The sequence below is a fragment of the Campylobacter gracilis genome (genome assembly GCF_001190745.1).
Taxonomy (GTDB): domain Bacteria; phylum Campylobacterota; class Campylobacteria; order Campylobacterales; family Campylobacteraceae; genus Campylobacter_B; species Campylobacter_B gracilis.
Window position 1 is genome coordinate 268,457 of record NZ_CP012196.1, and the last position, 22,336, is coordinate 290,792.

The window sequence follows — 22,336 nt, forward strand, 5'->3', positions numbered from 1 at the left end:
ATGGTTTGATAATAGTAAAGACGCTACTATCGGTAGCTGCGAAAAGTGAATTTTTCGAGAAATGCCGCAGTTCAAGCATTTAAAAGGGAGTCGCAGATGAAGATACGGCAAAAAAGGCTTTTGTAAATAAAAATCGCCGAAGATTAAAATTTTGTATTAATAATGCTTTTGGGGAAAGGCGCAGTGAAATACTATAGAGTAAGCGGTGTTGATAACAATGCCTGTTTTTACGGCGACGATAAAGAGTTATTGAAATTTTGCTCTAAATGTAAACTAATCGTCAATCGCTATGAAGCGGCAATGGCGGCTGCGGAAACATTTGTGCTAAAAAAGAGATGCGATTATTCTTCTTGCTGGGACGGAGAGACTGTCGTGTCGCAAAGATTTGTCGATACATACAATAAATACAGTTTAAGCGGATTATCATTTATCAAACTTCCGCGTTCAAAGAATTTTTATCTTCTGCAATGCAATATCGAGGTAAGATACGATTACGGCAATAACCCTAACTTGGTACGCCGTCAATTATGTACCGAGTGTGGGCAGTATAGGGAAGTTTCGTGTGTTTTACCGATAAAGATACTTGACGAGGATCGGTTAAAGAACAATACTTTTTACAAAACGGATTTAATTGTCGGCGGTGTCGTCGGGCGCTGGCCGCTGCTGTTAGCAACGGACGATATTCCGCACATATTTCAAGTGGAAAAGATAAAAGATATATATTTTAAACTATGCAATAAAAACGGATAATATTAAATTTTAAGCGGGCAAGCCAGTTTTGTAGTAAAAATTTGCCCTAACGCTGCGGCGTCCGCCTCAAAAAGCGATTTATCTCGCGCGTTTGCTCACCGTCGCCCGCCAGCTCGTAGTGGGTGAAGATCAATTTACCATCGCGGCAGTCTATATCACAGATCGATGAGGCAATCTCACCGAGCGAGCCCGCTTTGGGTTCAAAGCCTGCAAGCGCAATCTCGGCGATAAATTCAAATTTGTGCGCATCAAAGAGGTAGTGGCGAAAGTAGCCGTCGTCGCGCACGAGCCAAATTTTTTCATTTATCAGCACGATACCGCCCAGCATAAACTCCCGCGTCTTGCCGTCTAGCGTGAGCTCCTCGGGGAAGCGAAATTTGCGCAACGGCTCTAGCTGCGGGTAGCTCACGATAGCAATCCGCCCCTGGTAAAAATTTAAAAGCACCGCTTCGCTCGCTCGCATTTTTGATTATTTTCGCGCTCTTGCTCGGGTTTTTGCATGCGCTCTTGTCGGCGCTTTAGCTCGCTGTTTTGTTCATCTTTGCATTCGCGATACGGTGCGCATTTTTGTTCAAGTTCGTCGTTGTAGCCGCCTTTGCCTTCGGTCGCAAATAAAAAACTAAAGTCCTCTTCGAGCTCGGCGATTAAATTTAGCTCGCTTCCATCCGCGTGCAGCAAAAACGATCTGCTGCCGTCCTGTCCCGCGCCGAGATCTACCGCCATACCGCCGATCTGCGGCAGCTCATCCATCCACACGTCCGAGTTTCCAAGTTTATCGGGCAGAGCTAAATTCGACTTTAACTCGCCGTCGCGGCGCGCCAGCCAAATTTGATGGGCGCGGGGTTCGAATTTTGCGTAGATGATCGGTTCTCGAAGGCAAAATTTAAGCTTGCGATCAAAGTCGTAAATTTTAAAATTTAGCTCCTCGCCGCCGGTTTCATCGCTCCAAACGGCGATGAGTTTTGTGACCGTATCGACGTCGAAGTAAAATTTACTCGTGTCGAAGCTCGTAGCGCTTATACCGCCGCTTCTAGGATCGCTTTTAAGTTCGGTAAAATAGTTGATTACTATCAAGCAAATCCTTTAAATTTTATCAAATTTAACGCATGGCAGAACGAACTGCGCGCTTGCCCTTGCGTTATTGGCGTTAAATTCTATAAAATTTAATGCACGGCGGCGGATTTTAAAATTTACTGCCTTTTTTGCACTTTAACTTTCGGAGCGGTTTTTGCGCCTTGCGCTTTTGCCTGTGGGCGCTCGATAATGCGGATATTGGCGTTTGAGCGGAGTCTGTCGTTGAACTCGGTGATCGCCTTTTTGCGCTCAGAGGTTACGTAGCCTTCGATCGCCTTGTCTTGCACGCTATCAAAATCAAGCGTACGAAGCCCCTTTTTGTCGTTTACGTAAAACATTTCGTAGCCGTTGCGCGTAGGGATTATCGGCGAAAATTTGCCCTGTTCGACGTTCGTGACGATGTATTTGAGCCCCTCGTCCATTTGATTGGCCTTTAGGGTTCCCTTCATCACATACACGTCGCTTGGGCGGAGCTTTGGATTTGTGCGGATCCTATCGAGCGGAGCTTGTGATTTTGCGATGTAACGGGTGAGCGTGATGCTATCGAAGGTTGTAAATAATGAGCTATTTTGGCTATAAAATTTTTTAACATTTTCGGGGGTCGTGCGGTGCTGTACGTCCGCAAATATCGAGCCATAGAGCTTTTCTTCAAGCAGTGTGCGGCGGACATTTGCTTTAAAGTCATCGTAGTTTATACCTTGCTTTTGCACAGCGGTTTTGAGCTGGTCTAAGCTAAGCTTATTTTGATCGGCGATCGCTTTGAGCCTCGCGTCGATCTCCGCGTCATTTACCGCGATGCCACGGCGTTTAATCTCGGATTGTTGCAGCTTTTGCCCGATTAAAATTTCCATCGCGGCTTGCGGCGAAGCACCCGTTAGTTTTTGAACTCTGGCTAGTTCGTAGCCGGTGATCGGCTCATCATCTACCACGGCGATGACGCCGTTTACTACTTCGGCATTCGCACAAACGGCACAGATCATTGCGGAAAAAAGCAGTTTCTTTATCATTTTTAACCTTTATTTAGTCTTTTTGCTTTATAATTACAAGATCGCGATTATAACATTAAATGGTAATTTTTGCAAAGGAATTTTATGATAGTAACTCGTTTTGCGCCGAGTCCTACGGGATATTTACATATCGGCGGACTTAGAACGGCGCTTTTTAGTTATCTTTACGCTAGAGCAAACGGCGGCAAATTCCTGCTGCGTATCGAGGACACTGATCTGAAGCGCAATTCGCAGGAGGCTGCTAAGGCGATCGAGGAAGCTTTTAAGTGGTGCAATCTAGACTATGACGGGCAGATCGTGTATCAAAGCTCACGCTTCGATCTTTACAAACAATACGTCCAAAAGCTGCTAGATGAGGGTAAGGCGTACAAGTGCTATATGAGCAAGGATGAGCTGGATGAGCTGCGCGCGCAGCAAGAAGCTCGCAAAGAGCGTCCGCGCTACGATAACCGCTATCGCGATTTTACCGGCACGCCGCCTGCAGGGATCGAGCCCGTAATCCGCATCAAATCCCCGCTTAGCGGCACGATAGAATTTAACGACGGCATCAAGGGCGAGATAAAATTTAATGCCGCCGATATTTTGGACGATTTCATCATCGCGCGCTCCGACGGCACGCCTACGTATAACTTCACGGTCGTGATCGACGACGCGCTGATGGGCGTCACGGACGTGATCCGCGGCGACGATCATCTAAGCAACACCCCGAAGCAGATCGTGCTGTATAACGCGCTAGGCTTTAAAATCCCGAAATTTTATCATGTCGCGATGATCAACGGCGCCGACGGTAGCAAACTAAGCAAACGTCATGGCGCTACCGACGTGATGGAGTACAAACGCATGGGCTATCTGCCGCAAGCTCTGCTAAATTTCTTAGTACGCCTGGGCTGGAGCCACGGGGATGATGAAATTTTTAGCATGGAGGAGATGAAGCGATACTTTGATCCTAACCATATCAGCAAGAGTGCCAGCACCTTCAACCAAACTAAGCTTGAGTGGCTAAATGCGCATTATATTAAAAACTCAGACGATGATGAGCTTGCCATACAGCTTGTGGAATTCGGCGTCGATATACGCTCGCACGCGAAAAAACATCTCATCGCGCAGCAGTACAAACAGCGCGCAAAGACGCTAGTGGAGATGGCCGAGGGCATTAAGGTTCTTCTAAACCGCCCGAGCTGTTATGACGAGAAGGCGTATAAGAAATTTGTAACCGAAAGTTCGCTAAGCTTACTCACAAAATTTGCGGATACTCTAAGCGCAAATTTAAATGCAAAGGAGTGCGAGAAAAGGACGATGGAGTTTTTGGACGCAAACGGCGCCAAGCTAAAGGATCTTGCTCAGCCGCTGCGCGTTGCGATCACGGGAGGCAGCGTTAGTCCGTCGATTTTTGAAATTTGTGAAATTTTAGGAAGCGACGAAGTTAAAACGAGAATTTCAAATTTAATCAAAAAAGGATTATAAAATGGCTAAAGTAAACGTTGAAGCGGCTTTGAAGTACCACATAGGCGGTAAAATCGGAACAAATGTAAAAACACCCTGCGCTACGGCGGAGGATTTGGCGCTTGCATATACGCCTGGCGTCGCGGAGCCTTGCAAGGTGATCGAAGGTGATCACGAGGCTGCGTTTAAATACACAAATAAAGCCAATCTCGTAGCCGTTATCACTAACGGCACGGCGGTTTTGGGGCTTGGTGATATCGGCGCAATCGCCGGAAAGCCCGTAATGGAGGGTAAGGCGGTTTTGTTTAAAAAATTCGGCGGCGTTGACGCGTTTGACATCGAGATCGATGAAAAAGATCCTAAAAAGATAATTGAAATTTGCAAAGCGCTTGCGCCTACGTTCGGCGGTATAAATTTAGAGGATATCAAAGCTCCCGAGTGCTTCGAGATCGAGCGCGAGCTACAAAAAGCCGTCGATATCCCAGTCATGCACGACGATCAGCACGGCACTGCGATGATTACGGGCGCAGGGCTAATCAATGCAGCCCTTATCAGCGGCAAAAAGATCGAGGATATGAAGATCGTAGTCAGCGGCTCGGGCGCCGCTGGCATAGCGTGTGCAAAGATGTATCAAAATTTAGGCGCCAAACACATCATAATGCTCGATTCCAAAGGGGTGATCCACAAGGGTCGCACCGATCTTACCGAGCAGAAGAAAGAATTTGCCCTAGATACCGCAGATCGCACGCTAGAGGATGCGATGAAAGGCGCGGATATGTTTTTAGGACTTAGTAAGCCGGGCGTTTTAACTAAAGAGATGGTAAAGACTATGGCGCCGCATCCAATCATTTTTGCGCTTGCAAATCCGGTACCGGAAATTTATCCAAGCGAGGTCGAGGAAGTAAGAAACGATGCGATCGTAGGCACGGGCAGAAGCGACTTTGCAAATCAGATCAATAACGTTTTGGGCTTTCCGTATATCTTCCGCGGCGCGCTTGACGTAAGAGCCAAAAAGATCACCGAAAATATGAAAATTGCGGCCGCTCGCGCGATGGCGGATCTTGCTCGCGAAGAGGTTCCTGCAGAAATCCGCAAGATGCTGGGCAAGGATAACTTAAAATTCAGCAAAGACTACGTGATCCCAAATCCTTTCGATCCGCGCGTATTTGCCGTGATATCGACGGCTGTGGCAAAAGCTGCGGTGGATGACGGCGTCGCTCGCGTCAAAGAGTTCGACGCTGCGACTTATAAAAAGAACCTAGAAGCTAAAAAGCTATGATTTTTTGCTCCTGCACGAGGCGAGATTAAATTTTAAGAGGCGTAAATGAAAGATTTGGCTTTACTTACCGATTTTTATCAGCTTAGTATGATGCAGGGCTATTTTTTCACAAAGCCCGATCAGACGGCGGTTTTTGACGTTTTTTATCGCAAAAACCCAAGCGGCGGCGGTTACGCGATATTTTGCGGCTTAAACGAGGTCGTGGATTATATCGAAAACTTAAAATTTAGCGACGACGACATCGCGTATCTAAAAAGTCTAAATTTCTTTAAGCCGGAATTCTTGGAATTTCTAAGAGGCTTTAAATTTAGCGGCGAAATTTACGCCATGGACGAAGGGCAGATCGTATTTCCGCACGAGCCGCTAATTCGCGTTAAAGCAAACATCATGGAGGCGCAGCTCATCGAGACTGCGATCCTAAATACTATAAATTTTCAAACTCTCATCGCTACGAAAAGCTCGCGCATCAATTTTAGCGCTAAGGGTGATTCGGTGATGGAGTTTGGCTTGCGCCGCGCTCAGGGGCGAAGTGCGGGCATCTACGGCGCAAAGGCTGCGATTATAGGCGGTTGCAGCGCCACGTCGAACGTACTCGCCGCAAATAAATTCGGCGTGCCCGCGATCGGCACCCACTCGCACTCATGGATTCAGAGCTTTGATAGCGAGCTGGAGGCGTTTCGCGCCTACGCTAAAATTTATCCAAACAGCACGCTTTTGCTCGTCGATACCTACGATACTCTCGCAAGCGGCGTGCCGAATGCGATTACGATTTTTAAGGAGCTGCGCGCGAGCGGTCATGAGCCGCTTGGAATCCGCATAGATTCGGGCGATTTGGAGTATCTGACTAAACAGGCGCGTAAGATGCTCGATGCGGCGGGCTTTGAGAACGCAAAGATCACCGCGTCGAATGATTTAGACGAATACGCGATCGATCAGCTTAAGCTTTTTGACGCTAAAATCGACAGCTGGGGGATCGGCACGAGGCTTATTACGGGCGGAGATAGTTCAAGTCTAGGCGGCGTGTATAAGCTAAGCGGTATCGAAAAAGATGGCGAGATCATAGCTAAGATCAAAATTTCAAACGATCCGCGCAAGATCAATAATCCCGGCTACAAGCAGGTCTTTAGACTCTACGACAAGGATAATGGCATGGCGCTTGCCGATCTGATCACGCTTGATGGAGAGAGCATAGACGAGAGCGCGCCGCTTGAAATTTTCCATCCGCTTTATACCTACAAGCGTAAAATTTTAACGAATTTCAGCGCGCATAAGCTCTTACGTCCCGTTTTCAAGGAGGGCAAATTCGTAGGCGTGCGCCGCACGGTAAGCGAGATCGCGCGTTTTAGTAAGGAGCAAAAGAGCAAATTTTGGCTCGAGCACCTTCGCAACGTCCATCCGCAAAGCTACAAAGTGGATCTCTCTCAAAGGCTTTGGGATATCCGAAAATCACTCATCAACGAGTGTAACCTAAATTTAAAGGAAAAATATGTTTAAAGTTCTATCGTGCGCCGCTTTGGCGTTAGTTTTGCTAGGATGCGGCTCAAACCAGCTCCGCCAATCCCCGGATAGTGCTATGAATAAGCAAGCACAGAGCGAAAAAACCATAACTCAAGAGAACGCAAAGACCTTCTATTTCGTCGATGACAAGGGCAAAAAGCTTTCGCTTAGCTCAAACGACGATTTCAATACCGCCGTGTTAAAGGACGATAGCGGCAAAAGCTACGACCTCAAGCGCGAGCGCGCCGCCGACGGCATCTATATGGAGAACAAGGACGGAGTGAGCATCCACTTCAAAAAAGGTGAGGGTATAGTGGAGTTTAGCAAATACAAATCTATCCCGATCACCGAGGTCAAATAAATCCTGAAATTTTTTGGTTAAATTCCGATTTAGCGCCGGAATTTAACCTCTTTTTCTGCGCTAAATTCGGAGAAAGTTATGTTATTAGGCAAAATCGATTATCTAAATTTGCTCCCATTTCACGTATTTTTAAAATCACTTCCGCTGCCGTCTTATGTTAAAAAATCGATAGAATTTAAAAAAGGGGTGCCGAGTAAACTCTGCGCCGATCTTTATTATAGGCGCATAGACGCCGCAGTAATCTCCAGCATCGAAAGCCGCCGTGCAAAATACCGCAAACTGCCTCTTGGAATCGTCGCAAAGCGCGAAGTGCTAAGCGTGCTCGTGCGCAAAAACTCGGCGCCCAGGCTCGATCCTGCGTCGATGAGCTCAAATATGCTAGCTCGCGTGCTGGATCTTAGCGGCGAGGTGCTAATCGGCGATAACGCTCTAAAGGCGCTACTTTCGCAGGGCAGGGATAAATTTTACGATCTGGGCGAAATTTGGCAGCAGCGCACGGGCTTGCCCTTCGTTTTCGGGCGGCTGTGTTGCGTGAAAAACGAAAAAGCTTACGCGCGCCTGGCGACGAAATTTTTACGTTCGCGCATTAAAATTCCAAGATATATCCTGCAAAGCTATGCCCTTTCGCGCGGCATAAAAGAGCGTGAAATTTTAAATTATTTGAAATTTATAGGCTATGAGATCGGCGTCCGCGAGGAGCTGGCGCTAAAAAAATTTATCGCCAAAGCCAAAAAATTAAAATTTAATCCGGTTCAAAAGGAGAAACTATGAAGTCTTACATCGACGGCTTGCTGCTAAATTTAAAGCGCGCCAATCCCGGTCAGGAGGTCTTTATCCAGGCATCGACCGAAATTTTATACTCGCTCATACCGCTTCTAAAGCGCGACGAGAGGTATGTGAAAAATAAAATTTTAGAGCGCATTTTGGCGCCCGAGCGCACGATGATGTTTCGCGTCGTCTATATGAGCGACGGCGGCGAGCCCTGCGTGCATACGGGATATCGCATAGAGTTCAACTCCGCTCTGGGTCCTTACAAAGGCGGCCTGCGCTTTCATCCGAGCGTAAATTTAGGCGTTTTAAAATTTTTAGGGTTTGAGCAAATTTTTAAAAATTCCCTCACGGGCCTTAATATCGGCGGCGCAAAAGGCGGCGCAAATTTCGATACCAAGGGCAAGAGCGACGGCGAGATTATGAGATTTTGTCAAGCTTTTATGTTAGAACTTCACCGCCTAATCAGCTCCAATACCGACGTGCCCGCGGGCGACATCGGCGTGGGCGGCCGTGAAATCGGCTATATGTATGGCGCGTATAAAAAGCTCACCCGCAGATTCGACGGTGCGCTTACGGGCAAGGGGCTAAGCTGGGGCGGCAGCCTCGCGCGTACCGAGGCTACAGGCTACGGCTCGGTCTATTTTGCAAACGAGATGCTCGCTACCAGAGGCGATTCGCTGCACGGCAAAATTTGCACGATCTCGGGCGCCGGCAACGTAGCGATCTACACCGCCGAAAAGCTCTATCAGATGCAGGCTAAGCCCGTCACCGTGAGCGATTCTACGGGCTTTATCTATGATGCCGAGGGAATTGACGTGGCACTTCTTAAAAAGCTAAAAGAGCAGCTGCGCGTAGGGCTTTGCGAATATATCAAGGAGCGTCCTAACGCAAAATTTATCCCAGTTAGCGCCTATCCCGCGGGCCGCAACGGCGTGTGGAGCGTGCCGTGCGACGCCGCGTTTCCGAGCGCTACGCAAAACGAGCTTAATCTGCAAGACGTAAAGACTCTCTATGCTAACGGATGTCGCATGGTTTGCGAGGGCGCGAATATGCCAAGCACGCTTGAGGCGATCGATTTTATGCTCGCGCAAAAAGACTTTCTTTTCGGTCCTGCCAAAGCGGCGAATGCGGGCGGCGTGGCTACAAGCGGGCTTGAGATGGCGCAAAACGCGCAGATGGCGTCGTGGAGCTTCGAGGAGGTCGATAGCAAGCTGCGCGAGATCATGCGCCACATATTTCGTACCAGCTACGAGACCTCGAAAGAATTCGGCGCGGAGGGCAATCTCGTGCTGGGCTCGAATATCGCGGGCTTTCGCCGCGTAGCCGATGCGATGCTGGATCAAGGCCTGGTATAAGCTTAACTCGCTTTATTTTGTCAAAAGCGGCAGCTCGCTTTTAAATTTAAGCTCTTTAATTTACGGCGAGCTTTTTGGCTGCGGCGGGCTTGATAAAATTTCAATCGTTTGTGCTGAGGATATAGCCGCTCATCGCTATAATTGCTTTATGTGCCCTGCGTTGGCATCGTTTGCGCTGCGTAGATTTAAATAACGCCAAGCAGAGCGTTTTAAAATTTTAGCTCGTCGTAGCGATGCTTTTAAAATTTAGCCGCAAGCACGACAAAGCTCGATGCATCCAAATTTCATCTTTAAATTTGGCTGGTAAATTCCGCCCGTTAAATTTAGCTTTGAAATTCTGTGTTTAAAATTTAGCCTCGAATCCGCTTTCAAATTTAGCTTAAATTTTATCTTAAATCGTCCACGCAGCGCGTAAATTTACACTACGCAGGCCTAGCGTTTACCGCAGTTTGGCATAATGGCGCAAATTTTATCCAAAGGTTGCAATATGAAAAAATTTATGATTTTGCTCGCCGCTGCGGCGCTGTCGCTTGCGCATGCGGACGTGACGGATATTCTAAAGCAGGGCGCGGACGCGCTCGGTGCGACTAGGAGCGGAAACTACAAGGATCTGCTCGCTTCCGCCACGAACCGCGCCGCAAGCGAGCTCGCCAAGGGCTACATCCACAGCAAGACCGCCAAGATCGAGCTTCCTCCTTCGCTGAAGGCGGCTGCGAAGCTTGCGAGAAAGGTGGGCGGCGATAAATGGGAGCGCGAGCTCGTCGTGAGTATGAACGATGCCGCTACTAAGGCGGTGAGCGGTGCGAGCAAGATATTTTTGCAAGATCTGAAATCGATGAGCGATGCCGACGTTAAAAAGCTCATCGGCGGCGGCGACACGGCGCTTAGCGAGTATTTGCAGAGCAAATCGGGCGCGAAGCTGCGGGCGGTTTTCAGACCGATCGTAAGCGATATGATGAGTAAAAACAGCTTCGCGACGGCGTATAATGGGCTAAATTCCTTCGCGCAAAGCAAGATTGCGGGCAATGAAGCGGTGCAAAACATCGCGCGCGGGCTGGGTGCGAGCGAGTATCTGCCTAAGCAGGGCGAGGACTTGAATGATTACATAACGCAAAAGACGCTGGACGGGCTATTTGCGGTGATGAGGGAAAAAGAAAGCGCGCTTCGCGGCAGCGCCGTCGGCAAAGGTGCCGGGATTTTAGGCAAGGTGATTAAATAAAACTCGCGGCGAGGCTTTGGCGTAAATTTCGCCGCATAGCCGCTTATAATTGTTTTGCGCCGTAAGCTTGGGTAGCCTAAAGCTGTGCGCAAAACGCCTGCTCGCGCGAAGCAGCTGCTTGCGCCAAAGCGGGCGCGCGGCGGAATTTAGATGTTCGTTTGTCACGTGCTCGCGGCGGGCTGGCTTTATACGATAATCTTGTGCGGAGTTTAGTCTGCGAAATTCGAAACTGTAAAATTTAGAAATTTAGCAAGACGTAAAGGATTTGAAATTTTAAAATTTCACGCGGAGTTTTAGAAATTCGTGCGGTAATTGAATGCGCGTATATCTAGCGCTTACGTTTGAAATTTTACAAAGCGGCGAAGTATCGGGATAGCAGAGCGGTAACAGATGAGTGTAAGGATAAAGCAAGAAAGCCGTTTTATAAAATTCATCGCTTTTTAAATTTACGCTTTTTAGGCTTTGGAGATTTAGTACTTTGCTCGGAGGCGTTTCTTTGCTGATACACGCCGTCGTTTTTATACTCCGTAAGCTTTTTGCCGCAGTATGAGCAAATTTGATCGGTATCCTTGACATCCTCGTACAGGTAAAATTTAAAGCAGTCCTTACACCACATATATTTAGGATATCTTTTTATGCTCTTTTCAGAGCGGAAGGCGAGGTAAAAAAACAAGATACTAATGAGTAAAACCGAAAATCCCGAGATAAGAAAAGGATATCCGATTTTACTTTGTATTCCTGCGGGATCCCCCGTTGTAAAAATTTCTATAGATATTATTAAAAGGCCTAAACCTATCAAGGCATTAATTACTTTACCTATTTTTTTGTTTATGAAAATTCCTGCAGAAACAAATAATAAGCCGATGATGAAAATCTTGATAACATAGACCGGCTCAACTGCGCTCCAGCCCCCGTATTTAAAATACATCTTTCCGCTAAAGCAGCCAAGAATACTTTCAAATACAAAAAATGCGCCCAAAAGTATTAAACCTATCCTAGTGCTCATTTTTTATTCCTATAGTCTTTTTGAGATAGTTGTCATTGTTAGAATAGCGCCCCATTAGGCTGTAGCTTGTCGTTGGAGGCATACTTTCATTAAGTATATCGTTAGCAAAATTTATCAAATTTAATAAAATATCTATTTTAGCCATTAATGCCGTATTCGCCCTCACACCTCTATAACCACATCCTTATACTTTTCATAAAGCCTCGGCTTTAAAATTTTATCACGATACTCTTTGCCCGCCTTAGTCATACACATCCAGTGGCTAAATCTACTCCAGGTATCGGGATTCTTCCAAGTTATCTCTGCTTTGGGAGTTATGTTCTCCTCCTCTAAAAATTTATATCCAAAAAAGAAATTATCTCTAAAATAGATCCACTTCTCATAAAGCGACATCCCTAGATCGATCTTGGATAAATTCGTATCGAAGTCAGCCCATTCCTTTCTTAAATTTTCGCCCTCTATGCCGAAGTCTATCATACCCCCTAAAAATAGTTGACCCATTACTCCGAAATACTCTCCCGCGTATGTCGGATAGGCTGAAATTTCAGGATTATCTTCGTCCGCTAGCTTATAGTCGCTTTGGATAATCCCATATAGTTCAAACCATTCGTACCAATCAAAGATTTCATATTCAATGTAATCCAAAATATCTTTTTTCCTGGCGCCCGGAATTTGAGCTAATATGCGAATAAACGAATCCATCCAGCAATCAAATCCTAAAGCCTTATAAAGTTCTTCATCTTTGTTAAAAACCCAGCCGTATAGTTCATTCGGTTTTAAAATTTTAAATTTCATAGTATCTCCTTTTTAAATTTAATCGGTTGGCGATATAAAATTTATCTCATCGATCGGTTTGGTTGATCACATATAAACTCGCTAATATAAAAATTATTTGATTCCGAGAGTTTAGGCAAACTTTTTATTATTTCATCTAAATCGACGCTCTTTATTTCGGCGCAATTTTTTACATCGCCGCAGATACCGATAAAAACAAGATCATCGCTGTTTTTGCCTATAAATTTACCCTTTGCGTAATAACCGCTTTCAAATCTTTCATAGGCTATATAATATAATATTTGCTTTAAAATTTCACTTTGATCCAGCTTGAAAAAGGTGCAGAATTTCGCGCCCTTTATATCTTGCGATATGTCGGTGGCGCCTACGGAGCTTCTTTCATATTTTTTAAGATCTATTTTTCCGATATTGTTTTCATCTCCTTCGCCGATTGCTCCAAGCACGCAAAAATCCCTATCCATCTCGCCGTAAATATCAAAAAACAGATAACTGCCCTTAAAGCTTTTATAGGCGAATTCCTTTACGGCATCCTTAACAATTTCGATATTTGCAAGCGTAACTTCGGTATTTTTGCAAGATTCGTTTTTTGTCTCGACTTCGATCATCTAGGCTCCCTTATTTGTCTTGCTAAATTTTAATCCATTAGCCATTTTACCACGTATTCCAATAATTCCTCTAAATTTTCGGCTCCGCAACTTCCTTTGAGTTCGTTTTCCGTGGCATTGATGAAAAACCAATCCTCGTCATCTCTATCGATATTTATTTTGATCGGCTTTTTCCCGCTCTCGCCATCGATTTCAATCCACCAGCCCGGGTTATCGACCGTTTCTAGCGTAAGGCCATATTCATGCTCCCATTCTCCGTCGCATTTGGAAGCGTACCAGTTTTGTATGAGTTTTAGATTATTCATTGCTCCTCCTTTAATTTTATAAATTTTAAAATTCTCGATTTGTTAGGCCTTGATATTGCAATTGAAGCAGGGCTTCTTTGCTATTTAAATTTAATCGCGTATTAAAAATTTCTTTTCCACACCATCTTTATTTACGGTGATTATCTTCGAGTTCGGAATATTTAAAAATTTTATAGCTTTTTCGTCCAGCTCTGACAATGGCTCCTCGTGATTATATTTGGTTTTAAAGTAATATAAGAAAAGATCGCCCGTTCGATTTTCATCCATAAGCTGCATTATACACTCATCGTTTGGACGACCGCTATCATATCGGTTTATCATCATAAACGGCTCGCAGCTCTTATGAAATGGGAAGCGACCGAAGTTAAAAAGATTACCGACGAGCTCAAATATAAGGACAAAAAACAGAAATAAAATGAATAGCTTGATCATTCTGCGTTTCATTGCGGCGTTTCCTAAATTTTGAAATCAAAAATTCGTTTGTGTTTTAATGCCGGACGGTATTTGCGCTCAAGTTGCGCCTGCGTCCAAGCGCTAGTAGCGGTCGGGTACAAAATTTACGAGGCTATCTCGCTCTTTGCCACGCCAGCTGCGGCGGATTCGCTTTCGTCCATAATGATGAGCTGTTTTGCGCGCTTAATCTTGGCGTCGTCGCGAAACGCCGCGCGCACCTTGTCCATGCCGGTGTAAAATTCCTTCATCAAAACAAGGCACAAATAAGCGCCAAATTCCGTCGTGCGTATGATCTCGCCCTCGATCCACACGGCTCCTGCAAGCCTTAGCAGGCTAAGCTCTCTGCCCAGTTCGCGGCGCAAATTTAGATCGTTTGCGGCGTTAAATTTAGTGATATCGATCTCGCCGTTAAAAAGCTCGGTCAAAAAGAGGTATTTTGCGCGTTCGGATCTGCTAAAATCGCAGGTGGCGATGACGGTGCTTTCGTTTTTGCGCACCCTGCTTGCGTAGTCTTCGAGGTTGAACGCATTTACGAGCAGCCTACCGTCCAAAAAGCTAAACGCGCCGCTTCCGATGCCTACGTATTCATGATTTGTGCCTACATACTCGTCGTTGATGTTTGATTTTTCGCGAGCGAAGGCCCACGCGTTGCTGCGGTGCCAACTAGAAAATTCCTTGCAGATGATGGAGTAAAACTCCTCCTCGTGATCTACATTGCTAACGCCGAGGCTTCGCGCTATTTGATCGCGCATCAAAGGCGATTTCATCAGCGGATACAGCGTGATTTGCTCCGGTTTTACCGCTTTTGCCGCTTCGATGTCGCGAAGTAAAATTTCGCGAGTTTGAAATGGAAAGTTAAAGATCAGATCCAGGCTTAAAATCGGTAAAATTCCGACCGCTCGGGATAGCTTTTCTTGCAGAATTTCGCCCGAGCCGAATTTCTCGTAGCGCGAAGCTTTGCGTAAAATATCGTCATCAAAGCTCTGCACCCCCACGCTTAGGCGGTCTATGAGCCCGCGAAATCGCAGCAAACTCTCAGGCTCGATGTGGTTGGGATCGCTCTCGCATGAGACCTCTTTGATGCTAAAAAGCGACTTGGCAAGCTCCAGCGTGCGCGCTAACTCATCCTCGTCGATGAGCGTCGTGCCGCCGCCTACATAAAGCGTCTCAAAGTCGTAGCCTGCGTCCTTCGTGCGCTGCATCTCGGTGCGTAGCGCGCTAAAATACGCCTTGCACGCGCCGCGCTCGTAAGCGTATTTGTGAAAGGAGCAATACGGGCAAAACGTGTGGCAGAATGGCACGTGCATGTAGAGCATATATTTTTTATCGGGATTTGGAATTTTAGCGATATTTTCCTGTGTGATGTCGATTCTAAGGGAGTTATAGAGAGATTTTTGCATAGTGTCGGCGGCGTATTTTTTGGCGAAGCTATGCACCATTTGACTGATAAAATTCATAAAACTTTAGCCTTTTTTAAACTTAAAAATTAATTTTTGAAGTTTATCGAAAACTAACTTATAAATTTATCAATAATTCAATAAAAAGCGTAGCGCCGCCATATATATTAGCGTAGGAAGCGCTATCGTAACGAGGGAATTGCGAAATTTAGCATGCACGACAAACGCCATAATCAGGCAAAATAGCAGCATCGCCGTTTGCAGCACGTCCGCGCTAAAAGCTCGCTCGCCTGAGAAGCTAGGCAGCATCGTCTTAAGCGCATAGATCGTCAAAACGACCATTATCAAAAGGCCCGAGTTTTTCTGCAGATACGATAAGCTTGGACTCGCGGTCTTTTTCTTAAAAAGCAGCAGCGGCAAAAATCGCGTCAAAATCGTAGCGAGCGAGGCCAGAAAGATATAGGGTAAAATTTCCATTATCTACCCCTTTTTAAAAATTTTCGCAGCCTGCGTCCCGTGCGTGAAGGTCGCTCGAAGTATTTACGAAAGAGCAGCAAAACCGCAGTGCCGAAAATCAGAGTGCCGAATAAAAAGTATTTTGTAGGAAAGATAAAAAGCCCCGCAAACGCGCAGGCAAAGCCCAGCAATAGCACTTTGTATTGCGGATTTGCTTTAAAAACCTCATAGGTTAGCATCGCAAAAAGCGCCGTCAGGCTAAACTCGACTCCGCTAAAATCAAGCTTCAAGCTTGCTCCCAAAACAGCCCCTGCAACGACACCCGCGACCCAGTAGGACTGATTTAATACCGCGGTTAGATTATAGAGCAGATCAAGCTCTTTTAGCCTTTGCGGCGTTACCGGCTGTTCGCCGCTAAGCTCCTCGGGGCGCAAAAACGCGCGCGCTTTTAGCAGCGCAAAGGTTTCGTCCGTAAGGGCATATACGGCGTAAATTTTATGACGCACGAAGCGCAGCTCGTCCAACAGCGACATCGTGTAGAAAAAATGGCGAAAATTTAGCAAAAACGCCACGACGAAGGTATCTACGAGCGAGGCGTGAGTTACGATGAAGGCGATCAGCACGAACTCCACGCTGCCTGCGTAGATTAGCAGTGAGGTTAGCGCGAGCGCCCATACGGGCAGGTCTTGGCTGATACCGTAGATACCAAACGCCAGCCCCAGCGGCACGTAGCCCATCATCACGGCGAGGGTGGGTCTAAAAATTTCAAATTTACTCATAGCTTTCCTAAATTTAAAAGCGCGATTGTAACTAAAATTTTATTAAATTTTACAGGGCATGCGGGCGAGATATGCCTTACTGCGAGCGAGTTTTATGCGGTAACGCGCCGCAAGAGGAGCTGTAAAATTTACTCGCTTCGGCGCCGTGAAATTTTAAAATTTAGCCTGCGTAGAAATTCGCGAAATTTTAAAATTTCGGGGAGCGGATTTTTAAATTTAGCCTAAAATACGTGGCGCAAAAGCACGAATGCAAACGCCGAAAGCAGCGCCGAGACGGGCAGGGTGATGATCCACGCTAGCCCGATCGGCTTCATCAGCGACCAGTTCGTGCTGTGATTTACCAAGCCGATTCCCAAAATCGCACCGATTAGCACGTGGGTCGAGGAGATCGGAAGTCCAAGCACCGATGCCGCCATGACGACGACGGCGCTTGCAAGCTCGGCGCTAAAGCCCGAGGCTGGGTGGATTTTCGTAAGATTGGTGCCTACGGTGGCGATCACCTCTTTGCCGATGAACCAAAGCCCCGCTATGAGGGCTACTGCGAACATTATCATAATCTGCTGCGGCACGGGAGTGGAGGGATTAATACTATTCGTGGCCATCGTATCGATGATGGCGGCAAACGGACCCACGGCGTTTGCGATGTCGTTACTGCCGTGCGAAAACGCAAAGCCGCTAGCGGTGAGCACCTGCAGCCAGCTAAACATCAAAAACGCGGATTTGTTTAAATTTGAGCGGCGCAGGGTTTTAGCGAAAATAAACATCAAAAGCCAGGTGATTAGCGTCGACATACCGATGATGAGGTAGTTGTAAAAATTCGTAAGCCCGAAATTTAGATTATGCAGCCCCTTAAATATCAGCATCGCCGAGATCACGAAAGCGCCGATACCGGCTACGGCTGGAATCCCGTACTCTAGGGCTTTGTGGGATTTGAGCTTCTCTTTTTTTGCGTCAAGCTCGATCACCTTTTTATAATACTCGCTATCCAGCTCGCTTGGATCGAAATCTGGATCGCGCATCGCGTAAATATCGTGATTTAGCGCCTCTGCATAGGCGATCTTTTGAATGTCGTCCAGGGTCTCGAAGGTCTTTTTATGCAGCTTACGGAGGGATTTTTTTTCGCGCTTTATGCGGTCGATCTTTATTTGAGCGTAGCGGTTGTAATCCAAAATATAATGTTTGATGAGCCAGAAAATTCCAAAGGAGATCACTCCGCCCAAAATCGGCGAGAGCACCCAGGAAATCGCTATTTTGCCGATCTTATCCCACTGCACTAGCCACAATGCGGAAGTCTCTGCGGTATTAAGCAGGGCGCCTAGCGTAAGCCCCGAGCCCACGATACCGCCGATGATCGCATGAGTAGTAGATACGGGCAAGCCCTTTCTGCTGGCAAAAAGCAGCCACGCGCCCGCCGCAAAAAGCGCGCTCATCATTACGTAGATAAAGTCTCTAGGATGCACGTCCATTTTGCTAAGATCGATTATGCCGCTTCTGATCGTCGAGGTTACTTCGCCACCTGCGATTACCGCGCCGCTTGCTTCAAATACCGCCGCGATACAAAGGGCTTGCGCGATGCTGAGAGTGCCGCTTCCGACGCTGGTGCCGAAGGAATTTGCCACGTCGTTTCCGCCGATATTAAAGGCCATAAAGATGCCCAAAAATACCGAAACTAAAAATAGCATTTTATCGCCGCTTCCTATAAAACCGAATCCCCAGATAAGAAAATAGATTGTTACGCCGCAGAATATGCCGTAGAAAATGAGACTTATCTTGCTAGATTTCATAGCTCTCCCTTAAAATCCGCGAAATTTTACCACACGCGCCTTAATCCCCACTAAATCGCACGGGCGAGGTATATAAATTTTAATTTTAAAAGCGAATTTAGTGGCGCGCGCTAAGCTTTATTAAATCAATACTTCGTTACAATCCACATTAAATTTTAAAACCGAGGCGAAAAATGTCTAGAATTCCGCTGCAAAGCCCGTATTTCGGAATATTCGTAATGCTAATCCTAGCTTTTTGCGTCTTTTCGCTCATCGTTAAACTATCCTCTTTGGTAGGCTCGCGTTTAGCAGACAGGCGCGATGAGCGGCTAAAGGGCGAAATTTACGAAAGCGGCCCCGAAGCCGTCAAACAGCCCAACCGAATGAACTCCCACTTTTTTTTGATAGCCGTGCTTTTCATACTTTTTGACGTCGAGATTATCTTTATGTTTCCGTGGGCGGTAAATTTTAAAATTTTAGGCGTGTTTGGGCTTGTAGAGATGGCGTTTTTCATCGTATTATTAGGCATCGGTTTCATCTACGCCTGGAAAAAAGGAGCGCTAAATTGGCAGAGCATAAGATAAACTACGCGCGCGAAAACGGGCTTCCAGTAGTTCTTACCACCGTCGATAAGCTGATTGCGTGGGGCAGGAGCAACTCTTTGTGGGCGATGACGTACGGGCTTGCTTGCTGTGCGATCGAGATGATGGCGGCGGGCGCGGGCAGATTTGACTTCGACCGCTTCGGCACGATATTTCGCGCAAGCGCCAAGCAATCGGACGTGATGATAATCGCAGGCACGCTTAGCAAAAAGCACGCCGAGTTCACGCGCCGCCTATACGACGCGATGCCCGAGCCCAAATGGGTTATCAGCATGGGCAGCTGCGCCAATACGGGGGGGATGTTTAATACCTACGCTACGGTGCAGGGCTGCGACCGCATAGTGCCCGTGGATATCTATTTGCCTGGATGCGCGCCGCGCCCCGAGACGCTGCAGTTTGCGATGATGGTGCTGCAAAAAAAGATCCGTACCCAAACTCCGCGCCGCGCGCAAAAGGCAAAAAGGCTGATCTGATGAGAAAATTTAATCCCAAAGGCGATCAGAGTAAAAAAAATTACTACAAAGACAGATTTTTCATTCCCGAGGAAACGCCGAAATCCAGCGCAAACGAGAGCGATTTCAAAGACGATCTGGATGCGCTTGAAGGCGTCCAAATTTTAAACTCGTACGTGGAATTTAACACTCTCGTACTCTATGTGGAGCCTGCGCAAAATTTAGCGGCGCTACGCGCGCTTAAGGGCGCGGGATATGAAATTTTATGTGAGCTAAGCGGCGTGGATTTTACCGAGGCTCGCGGCGGCATTGAGGTTTTTTATCAGCTTTTGGATATAAAAAGAGCGCGCCGCGCGCGGCTAAAGTGCTTCGTGCCGAATGAGAGCTTTTTGCAAAGCGCTGCGGGCATTTACAAAAGCGCGAACTGGGCGGAGCGCGAGCTATACGATATGATGGGCGTTTGGATAGAGGCCCATCCGAACTTGGCGCGCCTAATAATGCCCGATGATTGGTTCGGACACCCGCTTTTGAAGTCCTATCCGCTGCAAGGAGACGAGTTTGCCAAGTGGTACGAGGTGGATAAAATTTTTGGGGTCGGCGCGCGCGAGCGGATCGGCGAAGAGAACCGAAATTCCGCATTCGTAGATGAAAAGGATACCTTTAACTTCGCGCGACTCTATCACGAGGGCGCTAGAGGCGAGCCGCGCCCGCAAGAGAAAATTTTACAAGAATATCAGGAAGAGGGCGGCGTGCGCTTCGTAAAACGCGCTAAACGCGGAATTTACAAGATCATCACAAAGAGAAAATAATGCAAAATCCAAACAAGCTAAGACCTTTTTTCGAAAACATCGAGTACGAGCGCGAGGGCGCGAATATGATCTTAAATTTCGGTCCGCAGCATCCAAGCGCGCACGGTCAGCTAAAGCTCGTGCTGGAGCTTGACGGCGAGCGCATCGTGCGAGCCCGCCCCGGCGTGGGCTACATGCACCGAGGCATCGAAAAGATGGCAGAAAATATGATCTACGCAGAGTTCGTCCCAGTAACAGATCGCATCGATTACGTCGCATCGGGCTCGAACAACTACGGCTTTTGCGCCGCGGTCGAGAAGCTCTGCGGCATCGAAGTGCCGCGCCGCGCGCAGATCATCCGCACGATCTTATTGGAGCTTAATCGCATCAGCTCGCACCTTCTGTTTTTGGGTACGCACGCGCTTGATATCGGCGCGATGACGGTATTTCTCTACTGCTTTCGCTCGCGCGAATACATACTCGATCTCATAGAAAAATACTGCGGTGCGCGCCTTACGCACAATAATATCAAAATCGGCGGCGTGTTTTTGGATCTGCCTAACGGCTGGTTAGAGGAGATGTTGAAATTTTGCGACGAATTCCCTAGCGATATTAAAGAATTTGAAGATATGCTCGATACGAATAGAATTTGGCTAATGCGAACCGAGGGTGTGGGCGTGATCTCGCACGAAGACGCTCTTAGCTGCGGCTGTAGCGGCGTGACGCTCCGCGCTAGCGGGCATGCGTGGGATATCCGTAAAGAAGAGCCATACCTCATCTACGACGAGCTTGATTTCGACGTGCCGTATGCGAGCGAGGGCGACTGCTACGCGCGCTATAAGTGCTATATGGCGGAGATGCGCGAGAGCCTTAAAATTTTGCGCCAGTGCGCGAAACACTATCCGCTAAGCGATCCGCAAATTTTAGCGATTGATCCCGCTTACGTAAATCCTAGCAAAGAGCAGATCATGACGCAAAACTACTCGCTGATGCAGCATTTCGTGTTAGTCACTCAGGGCTTACGCCCGCCCGTGGGCGAAATTTACGCCGCGAGCGAGAGTCCTAAGGGCGAGCTTGGATTTTATATTCGCTCGATGGGGCAAAGCCGCCCCTATCGCCTTAAGATCCGCACGCCGAGCTTTTGGCACTGCGCGGTCTATGAAGAAATTTTACCCGGGCAGTATCTTGCCGACGCTGCGGCGATCATCGGCAGCACGAATATCATTTTAGGTGAGGTGGATCGATGAAACGCTACGATTTGAGGCATCTGGGCGATAAATTTTTAAACCGCATGGGCGAAATTTTAAAAAATTCCGCTCGCGGCGAGACGATGATCTTTATGTTTGAGATGGGCGATTTCAGCGCGGTTCAAAAAAGCGCCGATCTAGTCGAGGGGCTAAATTCCACGCTTTTAAGCTCAATCCGCTATAACCAGGTCGATTGGATGATAGTCGCAAAAAAGGGGAGAATATGAAAATTTTAAATTTTGCGCCGCTACTTAGACTGCAAAGTCCGGGGCTTACGGAAGGTTTTAAACACGCTAAAATTTTAAGCGTATCGCCGTTGCAAGATCCGTATTTAGAAAGTGAGCTGATTAAATGCGAGATCGGCGCGCAAAACTTCGTGCTGGCGCTAATCTGCGCTAGTTTTTGCGACGAGCCCTATTTTGCGGATCTGGATCTGGAGTATCTAAACGGCGAAAGCAACGTGGGCGAGGAGGAGATCGAGCAGATTTGCGAGTTTTTACGGGGAGGCTGCGACGCGCTTTTGATCGACGATGCGCTTATTAAAACTCATCCCGATGCCGAAAATATCAAAGCTTTTCTGTCTCTCATAGCGGCAGAATTCGGAGTTAAAATTTTAAGCTTACGCGGCGAGCAAGTGGAGCTGGCCGCACCGCATGCGGTAAATTTAAGCCCGCTTAAAGAGCCTATGAACTTCGACGGCGCCGTGGTTTTCAAACACGATGCGGATGATCGGCTCGTCGGCGGAAGGTATTTTAGCATGGTCGCAAAGATCAAATACGGCGATCGCGTCCGCATCAAAACGCCGCATTTAAATTTGGAAAAAGAATTTATCCAAGATGGGTGGATAAATGGCGCGATCGCGCTTCTGGGCTCGGGCGGACGGGGCTTTAGCGGTTATAATTTCGAACTCGCAGAAATTTCTAAGGTTTAAA

Annotated in this window: 27 protein-coding genes; 14 read left to right on the forward strand and 13 right to left on the reverse strand. The window is 47.2% G+C overall.

The window, feature by feature from the left end; genetic code table 11:
- The first annotated feature begins 183 nt into the window (after window positions 1-183).
- On the forward strand, window positions 184-750 hold the full coding sequence (locus CGRAC_RS01435; RefSeq protein WP_005869813.1) for a hypothetical protein: 567 nt from the start codon (window positions 184-186) through the stop codon (window positions 748-750).
- A gap of 46 nt (window positions 751-796) precedes the next feature.
- Here CGRAC_RS01435 and CGRAC_RS01440 read toward each other — a convergent pair whose 3' ends face one another.
- The 3 genes from CGRAC_RS01440 to CGRAC_RS01450 all read right to left on the reverse strand — a co-directional run bounded on the left by CGRAC_RS01440 (window position 797) and on the right by CGRAC_RS01450 (window position 2,831).
- Entirely contained in the window at window positions 797-1,159 is a 363-nt protein-coding gene (locus CGRAC_RS01440) for a hypothetical protein (protein WP_005869810.1), read from the reverse strand.
- 26 nt (window positions 1,160-1,185) lie between these two features.
- Complete coding sequence (locus CGRAC_RS01445) at window positions 1,186-1,824, reverse strand: hypothetical protein (RefSeq protein ID WP_005869809.1); 639 nt, start codon at window positions 1,822-1,824, stop codon at window positions 1,186-1,188.
- A gap of 116 nt (window positions 1,825-1,940) precedes the next feature.
- Window positions 1,941-2,831, reverse strand: a complete 891-nt coding sequence (locus CGRAC_RS01450; RefSeq protein ID WP_005869808.1) for a peptidylprolyl isomerase — start codon at window positions 2,829-2,831, stop codon at window positions 1,941-1,943.
- A gap of 84 nt (window positions 2,832-2,915) precedes the next feature.
- Between CGRAC_RS01450 and gltX the strand changes: the two genes are divergently transcribed.
- The 6 genes from gltX (at window position 2,916) to gdhA (ending at window position 9,537) form a co-directional block, all read left to right on the forward strand.
- Entirely contained in the window at window positions 2,916-4,295 is a 1,380-nt protein-coding gene (gene gltX, locus CGRAC_RS01455) for a glutamate--tRNA ligase (RefSeq protein ID WP_005869807.1), read from the forward strand.
- A 1-nt stretch (window position 4,296) separates the two neighbouring features.
- A complete protein-coding gene (locus CGRAC_RS01460; RefSeq protein ID WP_005869806.1) occupies window positions 4,297-5,553 on the forward strand; it encodes a malic enzyme-like NAD(P)-binding protein in 1,257 nt (418 codons plus the stop codon).
- Between the two features lie 45 nt (window positions 5,554-5,598).
- Window positions 5,599-7,047 carry a nicotinate phosphoribosyltransferase gene (locus CGRAC_RS01465; protein ID WP_005869805.1) on the forward strand — a complete coding sequence of 483 codons (1,449 nt, stop codon included), beginning with the start codon at window positions 5,599-5,601 and terminating at the stop codon, window positions 7,045-7,047.
- A complete protein-coding gene (locus CGRAC_RS01470) occupies window positions 7,040-7,411 on the forward strand; it encodes a hypothetical protein (RefSeq protein WP_005869803.1) in 372 nt (123 codons plus the stop codon). Before CGRAC_RS01465 ends, CGRAC_RS01470 begins: the two co-directional genes overlap by 8 nt.
- A 78-nt stretch (window positions 7,412-7,489) precedes the next feature.
- Window positions 7,490-8,182: an MqnA/MqnD/SBP family protein gene (locus tag CGRAC_RS01475; protein WP_005869801.1), complete on the forward strand. Its 693-nt coding sequence runs from the start codon at window positions 7,490-7,492 to the stop codon at window positions 8,180-8,182.
- Window positions 8,179-9,537: an NADP-specific glutamate dehydrogenase gene (gene gdhA / locus CGRAC_RS01480; RefSeq protein WP_005869799.1), complete on the forward strand. Its 1,359-nt coding sequence runs from the start codon at window positions 8,179-8,181 to the stop codon at window positions 9,535-9,537. Before CGRAC_RS01475 ends, gdhA begins: the two co-directional genes overlap by 4 nt.
- A 246-nt stretch (window positions 9,538-9,783) precedes the next feature.
- On the opposite strand, the gene CGRAC_RS12675 is transcribed toward gdhA, so the two are convergent.
- Entirely contained in the window at window positions 9,784-9,909 is a 126-nt protein-coding gene (locus CGRAC_RS12675) for a hypothetical protein (RefSeq protein ID WP_005869795.1), read from the reverse strand.
- A gap of 115 nt (window positions 9,910-10,024) precedes the next feature.
- Here CGRAC_RS12675 and CGRAC_RS01490 point away from each other — a divergent pair, with 115 nt between their 5' ends.
- Window positions 10,025-10,756, forward strand: a complete 732-nt coding sequence (locus CGRAC_RS01490) for a DUF4197 domain-containing protein (RefSeq protein ID WP_040303393.1) — start codon at window positions 10,025-10,027, stop codon at window positions 10,754-10,756.
- Window positions 10,757-11,186: 430 nt separating this feature from the next.
- Here the strand turns inward: CGRAC_RS01490 and CGRAC_RS01500 are convergent, their stop codons facing one another.
- The 9 genes from CGRAC_RS01500 to CGRAC_RS01540 form a co-directional block, all read right to left on the reverse strand.
- Window positions 11,187-11,762 carry a hypothetical protein gene (locus CGRAC_RS01500; RefSeq protein WP_005869791.1) on the reverse strand — a complete coding sequence of 192 codons (576 nt, stop codon included), beginning with the start codon at window positions 11,760-11,762 and terminating at the stop codon, window positions 11,187-11,189.
- 162 nt (window positions 11,763-11,924) lie between these two features.
- A complete protein-coding gene (locus tag CGRAC_RS01505) occupies window positions 11,925-12,557 on the reverse strand; it encodes a hypothetical protein (RefSeq protein WP_005869788.1) in 633 nt (210 codons plus the stop codon).
- Window positions 12,558-12,598: 41 nt separating this feature from the next.
- Window positions 12,599-13,162: a hypothetical protein gene (locus CGRAC_RS01510; RefSeq protein ID WP_005869786.1), complete on the reverse strand. Its 564-nt coding sequence runs from the start codon at window positions 13,160-13,162 to the stop codon at window positions 12,599-12,601.
- A gap of 29 nt (window positions 13,163-13,191) precedes the next feature.
- Window positions 13,192-13,467 (reverse strand): Imm53 family immunity protein, encoded by a 276-nt coding sequence (locus CGRAC_RS01515; RefSeq protein ID WP_005869784.1) that lies wholly within the window; start codon window positions 13,465-13,467, stop codon window positions 13,192-13,194.
- Between the two features lie 90 nt (window positions 13,468-13,557).
- Window positions 13,558-13,911 carry a hypothetical protein gene (locus CGRAC_RS01520; protein WP_005869782.1) on the reverse strand — a complete coding sequence of 118 codons (354 nt, stop codon included), beginning with the start codon at window positions 13,909-13,911 and terminating at the stop codon, window positions 13,558-13,560.
- A 113-nt stretch (window positions 13,912-14,024) separates the two neighbouring features.
- Complete coding sequence (locus CGRAC_RS01525) at window positions 14,025-15,377, reverse strand: coproporphyrinogen III oxidase family protein (RefSeq protein WP_005869780.1); 1,353 nt, start codon at window positions 15,375-15,377, stop codon at window positions 14,025-14,027.
- Between the two features lie 69 nt (window positions 15,378-15,446).
- Complete coding sequence (locus CGRAC_RS01530) at window positions 15,447-15,794, reverse strand: AzlD domain-containing protein (protein ID WP_005869779.1); 348 nt, start codon at window positions 15,792-15,794, stop codon at window positions 15,447-15,449.
- Window positions 15,794-16,552, reverse strand: coding sequence for an AzlC family ABC transporter permease (locus tag CGRAC_RS01535; protein WP_005869778.1), 759 nt, complete (start codon window positions 16,550-16,552; stop codon window positions 15,794-15,796). The genes CGRAC_RS01530 and CGRAC_RS01535 overlap by 1 nt, the downstream gene beginning before the upstream one ends.
- Before the next feature lie 221 nt (window positions 16,553-16,773).
- Window positions 16,774-18,336, reverse strand: coding sequence for an inorganic phosphate transporter (locus CGRAC_RS01540; protein ID WP_005869776.1), 1,563 nt, complete (start codon window positions 18,334-18,336; stop codon window positions 16,774-16,776).
- A gap of 173 nt (window positions 18,337-18,509) precedes the next feature.
- Between CGRAC_RS01540 and CGRAC_RS01545 the strand changes: the two genes are divergently transcribed.
- Genes CGRAC_RS01545 through CGRAC_RS01570 form a run of 6 tightly spaced genes read left to right on the forward strand, consistent with a single transcriptional unit; the run spans window position 18,510 to window position 22,335 of the window.
- Entirely contained in the window at window positions 18,510-18,899 is a 390-nt protein-coding gene (locus CGRAC_RS01545) for an NAD(P)H-quinone oxidoreductase subunit 3 (RefSeq protein WP_005869774.1), read from the forward strand.
- Complete coding sequence (locus CGRAC_RS01550; RefSeq protein WP_005869772.1) at window positions 18,881-19,390, forward strand: NuoB/complex I 20 kDa subunit family protein; 510 nt, start codon at window positions 18,881-18,883, stop codon at window positions 19,388-19,390. The genes CGRAC_RS01545 and CGRAC_RS01550 overlap by 19 nt, the downstream gene beginning before the upstream one ends.
- Window positions 19,390-20,178, forward strand: coding sequence for an NADH-quinone oxidoreductase subunit C (locus CGRAC_RS01555; RefSeq protein ID WP_005869770.1), 789 nt, complete (start codon window positions 19,390-19,392; stop codon window positions 20,176-20,178). Before CGRAC_RS01550 ends, CGRAC_RS01555 begins: the two co-directional genes overlap by 1 nt.
- Window positions 20,178-21,404 carry an NADH dehydrogenase (quinone) subunit D gene (gene nuoD, locus CGRAC_RS01560; protein ID WP_005869768.1) on the forward strand — a complete coding sequence of 409 codons (1,227 nt, stop codon included), beginning with the start codon at window positions 20,178-20,180 and terminating at the stop codon, window positions 21,402-21,404. The genes CGRAC_RS01555 and nuoD overlap by 1 nt, the downstream gene beginning before the upstream one ends.
- Complete coding sequence (locus CGRAC_RS01565) at window positions 21,401-21,631, forward strand: NADH-ubiquinone oxidoreductase subunit E family protein (protein ID WP_005869766.1); 231 nt, start codon at window positions 21,401-21,403, stop codon at window positions 21,629-21,631. The genes nuoD and CGRAC_RS01565 overlap by 4 nt, the downstream gene beginning before the upstream one ends.
- Window positions 21,628-22,335, forward strand: coding sequence for a hypothetical protein (locus tag CGRAC_RS01570; RefSeq protein WP_005869764.1), 708 nt, complete (start codon window positions 21,628-21,630; stop codon window positions 22,333-22,335). Before CGRAC_RS01565 ends, CGRAC_RS01570 begins: the two co-directional genes overlap by 4 nt.
- The last annotated feature ends 1 nt before the right edge of the window (window position 22,336 follow it).